This is a genomic window from Sphingomonas sp. 28-62-20 (assembly GCF_002281505.1).
The window spans coordinates 1-5,655 of record NZ_NCGH01000046.1 but is presented as its reverse complement, the minus strand read 5'-3'; the positions used below and the strand labels follow the sequence as shown (position 1 = coordinate 5,655).

Sequence of the window (5,655 nt, the reverse complement as noted above, 5' to 3'; positions counted from 1 at the left end):
GAGCGGCGCCATCCGCAGAGGCACCCCGCCACCAGGCTCGTGGATCTGCTCCACGATCAGGTTGTTGCCGCCCTCCACCGAGCGCCCGGTGAGATGGTACAGTAATCCGACAACGAACCCGCCCACCGGCAGCAGATAGAGCAGCCAAGGCGACGCAAACCGCAGTCGCGTAACGGTATCGAGACTCAGCAGGAACGCCGCACATAGCGTCCCGACGAGTGCCGCCATGGGCAGCAAGATCAGCGCCCAGCGCAGGACAGAGATCGCATGGTCGTGACGATCGCGCATGAATGCCGCGACGTTCAGCGTGCCGACGAGATTGCGAAAGGTAGCGCGCACAATTCCTCCTTGCTGCCTGAAGGCGCCAAGTAGGAATCATCAGCTCTTATCAGAGCGGTTCGGCCAAATTGCCCGGCAGAAATCCATTGCCAAAGTCGATCTATGAGACGTTTGCCCCAACCGTCAATGGGCATGTTGGTCGGGCAAATGCTCGGACCGGGCAGTCGGCAGCGTCTATCTAAGCCCGTTATTATGTACCGACCCCGGGTACGCTGCATGCGGGACCGATCGGCTTTGGCCCACTTCGTTTTTGGGCTTCGTCACAAGGGGGTGATACCGCACGAAAGCCGCGGATGCGCTGCGGGGTCTGATCGGCTCGCAGCAAACCTAGGGATGGCTGCTACGAGCGTGCCGTCCAGATGCCGACGAGCGCGGCCAGTGACACGAGCATGAGAAACCCGTTCATCACTAGGAGCAACGTCGCTGGCAGGCGCTTGATGTCCGGTCGTGGCGGCGGGGCGCCTGCGCCCATCTCTCGCCACACCGCAGCGGCGAAGCAAAAGGCGCTGAACAAGATCAGCATGGTCCCGGTCGCCGTCGCCAGCCACGGGAACACGACGTCCTTGAGCAGCGCGCGCGCGCCGATACCGGAAGCGAGCGCCGCCAGTCCGGTACGTACCCAGGCAGCATAGGTGCGTTCGCCGGCGAGGATTGTGCGGTCCGCGGCAAGCTCTGTGCGACGGTCGGCGCTGTCCACCTGCTGGACTGCGCTGTCCTTCAGCTTGCTCGCGCTCTCCGCCAGCTTCGCATGGGCCCGATCGGCGTCGTGCGGCGCGTCCATCAGCCAGCGGTAACGGCGATGCGATGCCAGGCAGTCGAGAGATAGCCGGCGAAGTTCCAGATCGCCTCGGGCCGTTCGGGCTGCATCTGCCCGGCACCGTCAACGGCGCGCACGATCAGGACGTGGAGTCCGGGAGACAGATCGACCGTGACGTGCCACTGCGTCCAGCTCCAAGGCGCATCGGGTTTTGCAGTCAGTTCCGCCTGCAGCCAGTCGGTGCCGCCATTGACGGAGACCTCGACGCGCGAGACCGCTCGGCCGAAGGCGACCGCATAACCCGCGATTTCGCACGCGCCGGCGCTGACATGCGCGCCGTCCACCGGCGCGCAGATCGCAGCATTGAGCGGCATCTCCTCGATAGTCAGACCCCGATCCCAGTCCGCGTCCTCCTTCGCTACCGATGCCGGAAAGAGCTTGTAGTCCTTGGCCTGGATCGGTGCATCGGACGGGCGATCGCGCACCTCGATGCGCGTCAGCCACTTGGCGCTACGAACGCCCGCATAACCCGGCACGACGAGCCGCAGCGGTGCGCCATGTTCGGGGGCCAGCGCCTCGCCATTCATGGCCCAGACGATCAGCACGTCGGGCTCTAGCGCCTTGGCGATCGAGATCGAGGCACCGAACGGTGCTGTCTCACCATCGACATCCACGTTGTCGGCCCCCGTAGTGCCGACGAACGACGCGCCGTCCTGGATGCCGGCTGCGGCGAGCACGTCGCACAGTGCGACGCCGGTCCACGCCGCATTGCCGATCGCGCCCACGTCCCAGGGATCGCCCGAAGTCTTTTCCACGTCTTGAAGATGTGCCCGACGATTGCCGGCGCACTGCATGGTCGCGGTCACTGTCCGGGTCGCAAATGCCGTTTGAAGTTCGGCAACCGTGTAGGAGCGCGGGCGGTCGACTAAGCCGTCCAGCGCTATACGATGATCGTCGGCCAGTTCCGGCGTAGGTCCGTGGCTGCGGATGTAGAAGTTCGCCTGCGGCGTCAGGAAGGACGTGATCAGTTTATCCGGGGGCGTTTCCGCATTGAGCGGCTCCGGACAGCGGAGGATCAGATTCTGTTCGGCGCGATCGGATGCGGTCATGCAAGCGGCCTACCATGATGAAATCAATAGCGAAATCGATCGTTTTGCTAGGCGATGTCACCCAGACTCTTTCGATAGCTTATCCCTTTCTAGACGGCGGTGGAGCGATCACTATGCCGTCGCGCGAAGGCGCCGAGCGCCAGACAGCCTTTCCCGTAGATCGTCGCGATGTGGCTGGACTTGCTACGACGGCTTTGTCCCAAAAGTCGTCGCTAGGTACTAGGGATGACGGAAAACCCTGTCGCCATCGCAGATGCGCGACAAACGGGTGTTTTCGGACACCCAAGCAGACCTGTCGGCGCTTAGCGTATATCTGGGTCCGTTCTATGTACCGACCCCGCAATGGGCATCCTGCCGGAGCTCATCGCAGACGCCGGTTTCGAGAATGTCGCCGAAGTTCGCGTCGTCCAGACGCCCACCGGCTCGATCTCGCTCTATAGCGGGCGCAAGCCGTTCTGACACGGACGGCGAAACGAGACCAACACCCATCACCGACGGCTTCAGAATCAGCGAAGCGCGGATGGCGTGCGATCAACCGTGGTGCGCAAAGACGCGGCGCCCTCCGGGGCCAAAGGCGATGACATCGTAAGGCTGGCCCTTCATCCCTGGCATCTCCATGCCCGGCGATCCCATCGGCATCCCCGCAACGGCGAGGCCGGTGACGCCCTTGGGATGCTGGGCAAGCACGCGCTTCATGTCGGAGATCGGAACATGGCCCTCAAACGTCATCCCGTCGATGGCGGCGGTATGACAGGAAGCCAGCTCCGCGGGCACGCCGGCACGACGGCTGAATTTCGCCCGGCCGGCATCGTCGACGATCTGCACCTGCCGGCCAAACTGCGCGCGCACCTGCGCCGCCCATTTCTCACAGCAACCGCAGCCAGGATCACGGTGAACTACAATCGGGGTCGCCGCCATCGCTGCGACGGGAAAGGCAAGTGCCAAGGCGGCGGCGAGTGTACGGACGCTGATCATGATAGCTCCTTCGATTTCATGTAGGCGCGCTGCCGACCGACAGCGATACTCCTGCGAGGCTATTTTCGGGCGAGGATCGCCTTCATCTGATCGATCTCCTGGCGCTGGGACCGGATGATCCCGTCGCACAACGCCTTCACTTCCGGATCGCTGAGCGACGCTTCCCGGCACATCAGGATCGCGCCCGAATGATGCGGGATCATCGACCGCAGGAACTGCGTGTCCCCAACAGTGGTCTGGGTGCGGATCAGCGCGAACGAGCCGAGGAATATCGCAATCGATCCCGCGAGCAGCGCGGCGTTGAGACCTTTGGAGGGAAACATGTGGCGCATGGCGACGATCATCAGCACCACCATCGGCGCGACCATCATCAGGGTCATGTAGAACATATTCAGGTTATTGTAGAAGCTGCCCAGCCCGTCGATCATGACGAACATGACGAGATACATGACCGCGCCGCCGACGATCGTCTGCACAGCGAGGCTCGCATAAGCGTTTTTCATCATGGCTTCTCTCCTTCTTCGCTCGGGCGCCAAGGCAGCATCTCAGAACCAGGTCCGCAGGCCGACCACGAAGCTGGTGGCCTGGACGCTGTCGCCGTCCATCCGGGCGAAGTCAGCGGTCCGCCCCAGCCTTCGGTCATAGGAGATACCGATATAGGGCGCGAACTGCCGGTCGATCTCGTAGCGCAGCCGCAACCCGAATTCGGCATTCGAGATACCCGCGCCAATCCGGGTCTCCGGAACGTCCTGCGCGGACAGATTCAATTCAACACGGGGCTGCAGGACGAGGCGCTGCGTGATGCGCTGGTCATTATAGCCCTCGATCCTGCCGAGCAGTTCGCCCTTGTTGGAGAGAAAGACAGCCGCCTCGGTCTCGAACCAATAGGGTGCGAGCCCTTCGATGCTGTTCGCCCATTACCTCCGATTTGAGTATCACGTTCAAGTCCGAGATCAGACCGCCGGACTCGCACGCGTCGATGACCAGATAGGTCTGCTTCGGCGAGGCCTCGGCGATTATCCGGAATAGGTCGGCGAGCGACAGCGCGGTGGCGGATAGAGCATGGACGCGCGAGTCCTGCATCGCCATGTAAAAGCTGCCGCTGCTCACAGCGCCGTGGCCGGCGAAGGTGATGGTCAGCGCATCCAGCGCCTCGCCATCGAAAAAAGCATAGTCGCGAGCGCCCCCCGTACATCCTGCAGAGTTGGCGACAGGAGCAAGCGCGACCGCACCACATCGTAATCGCCTATGCTCGGCTCGATCAGCAACCTGAAGAGGGCATCGGCATCGGCTTCCGCGCAGGTCAGCGGATCGAGATGATCATAGGCGTTGCACCCGATCGCGAGCAGGGCTCTTCCGCTCACGCGGCGGCCCGCTTGAACTTCGCCTTGCGTTCGGCTTCGCGGTCGAGCGCATCTTGGATTTTCTCCGCCTTGACCCGCTCAATCTCGGCATTGATCTCGAGCGGCACCTTGCTCATCTCTTCTGGCAGCCGTGCGTAGAGGTCTGGGCCGACGTGCATCTGAGGCATGCTGACGTTTCCGTCGCGATCTACCCCAAGTTCGAGCTTGCGGAACATCTCCAGCATCGAGTGACCGAATGATCCTGTAGTTTTTGCGTCCACGACGTTGCCGACCTTCTGCGCCGCCGCCCCGACCACACCGTACATATTCTGCGCGAACTGCTTTTCCATCTCCTCGCTGATGGGGAGTATCGTTCGACCGATCAGGCCGAGGTCGTTCTCGGCAATGTCCTTGAACGGGATCGTCCATTCCGCCGAAATGGTGTGCATCGACGTGTCGGGTTCCGGATCGCGTGCCGAATGCACCCAGTTGCTGCCATGGTTCATCCGCAGCACGTTGTGCTCGCTGACAAACGTCCTGCGGGATTTTTCCTGCAATTTGGCCATTATCGCCGCGACGGATCTTTCGAAGGCTTCATCATCAGCAGGACGTTCGAAGCACCGGATGCGGGGATCAACATTGTCTGGCCTTGGCTTAGGCTGGTCATTGGCATCGGTCATAAGGCACTATTAACACGAGTCACGGATCGGCCAATCATCCTAGCCGAACGACCGAATTCAGGGCGTGAAGCTGCCAATCAGCTTTGCCTGAACAAAGGGCCGCTCACGCCATGCGTGCGCCCGAAAGCGGAAAGGCAGCTATCCACCCATATTACCGAAATGCCGCCCTTCTGCTCCGCACCCATTTCGCCAAGAAATTTCTGTCCCAGTGGCGAAGGTTCGAGACCGACCGGCGGCTATGAATCGATAGCATCCATCCCGGTGGGCATCGCCCGCCGCATGAACGCCCCGAACATCGGCACGGTGAACGCTGTTTCGCCGTAACCCGGCGTGTAAATCATGCCCTTTGCAATCAGTGACGCACGCACGGGGCCAAAGCTCGACGACTTCCGACCTATATGCTCGGCGATGGCGGTCGATCCAAAGGGCCCCTCCCCCAGATCCGCCATGCC

At 62.1% G+C, this 5,655-nt stretch carries 6 protein-coding genes, 3 pseudogenes and 1 riboswitch; all 9 genes and pseudogenes read right to left on the bottom strand.

Annotation, left to right across the window (positions count from 1 at the left end; genetic code table 11):
* Nucleotides 1-339: pseudogene (locus B7Y43_RS19580) on the bottom strand (voltage-gated chloride channel protein); the annotation flags it as partial.
* A 23-nt stretch (nucleotides 340-362) separates the two neighbouring features.
* Nucleotides 363-439, bottom strand: a riboswitch (Fluoride riboswitch).
* 240 nt (nucleotides 440-679) lie between these two features.
* The gene (locus B7Y43_RS19575) at nucleotides 680-1,120 is read right to left on the bottom strand and encodes a YidH family protein (protein ID WP_051916165.1); all 441 of its coding nucleotides are present in this window, start codon (nucleotides 1,118-1,120) and stop codon (nucleotides 680-682) included.
* Entirely contained in the window at nucleotides 1,120-2,205 is a 1,086-nt protein-coding gene (locus B7Y43_RS19570; RefSeq protein ID WP_055843150.1) for a sulfite oxidase, read from the bottom strand. Before B7Y43_RS19570 ends, B7Y43_RS19575 begins: the two co-directional genes overlap by 1 nt.
* 531 nt (nucleotides 2,206-2,736) lie before the next feature.
* Nucleotides 2,737-3,180, bottom strand: a complete 444-nt coding sequence (locus B7Y43_RS19565; RefSeq protein ID WP_209612894.1) for a DUF411 domain-containing protein — start codon at nucleotides 3,178-3,180, stop codon at nucleotides 2,737-2,739.
* Between the two features lie 59 nt (nucleotides 3,181-3,239).
* On the bottom strand, nucleotides 3,240-3,686 hold the full coding sequence (locus tag B7Y43_RS19560) for a DUF305 domain-containing protein (protein ID WP_209612895.1): 447 nt from the start codon (nucleotides 3,684-3,686) through the stop codon (nucleotides 3,240-3,242).
* A 39-nt stretch (nucleotides 3,687-3,725) separates the two neighbouring features.
* A pseudogene (locus B7Y43_RS19555) lies at nucleotides 3,726-4,082 on the bottom strand (copper resistance protein B); the annotation flags it as partial.
* A 234-nt stretch (nucleotides 4,083-4,316) separates the two neighbouring features.
* Entirely contained in the window at nucleotides 4,317-4,544 is a 228-nt protein-coding gene (locus B7Y43_RS19550) for a hypothetical protein (RefSeq protein ID WP_374133350.1), read from the bottom strand.
* Nucleotides 4,541-5,203 carry a hypothetical protein gene (locus B7Y43_RS19545; protein WP_374133349.1) on the bottom strand — a complete coding sequence of 221 codons (663 nt, stop codon included), beginning with the start codon at nucleotides 5,201-5,203 and terminating at the stop codon, nucleotides 4,541-4,543. The genes B7Y43_RS19550 and B7Y43_RS19545 overlap by 4 nt, the downstream gene beginning before the upstream one ends.
* Before the next feature lie 236 nt (nucleotides 5,204-5,439).
* Nucleotides 5,440-5,655: pseudogene (locus B7Y43_RS19540) on the bottom strand (ATP-binding protein); the annotation flags it as partial.

Excerpts from the sequence above, each read along its gene's own strand:
- B7Y43_RS19575 (WP_051916165.1), bottom strand. The coding sequence starts at position 1,120 with ATGGACGCGCCGCACGACGCCGATCGGGCCCATGCGAAGCTGGCGGAG.
- B7Y43_RS19570 (WP_055843150.1), bottom strand. The coding sequence starts at position 2,205 with ATGACCGCATCCGATCGCGCCGAACAGAATCTGATCCTCCGCTGTCCG.
- B7Y43_RS19565 (WP_209612894.1), bottom strand. The coding sequence starts at position 3,180 with ATGATCAGCGTCCGTACACTCGCCGCCGCCTTGGCACTTGCCTTTCCC.
- B7Y43_RS19560 (WP_209612895.1), bottom strand. The coding sequence starts at position 3,686 with ATGATGAAAAACGCTTATGCGAGCCTCGCTGTGCAGACGATCGTCGGC.
- B7Y43_RS19545 (WP_374133349.1), bottom strand. The coding sequence starts at position 5,203 with ATGACCGATGCCAATGACCAGCCTAAGCCAAGGCCAGACAATGTTGAT.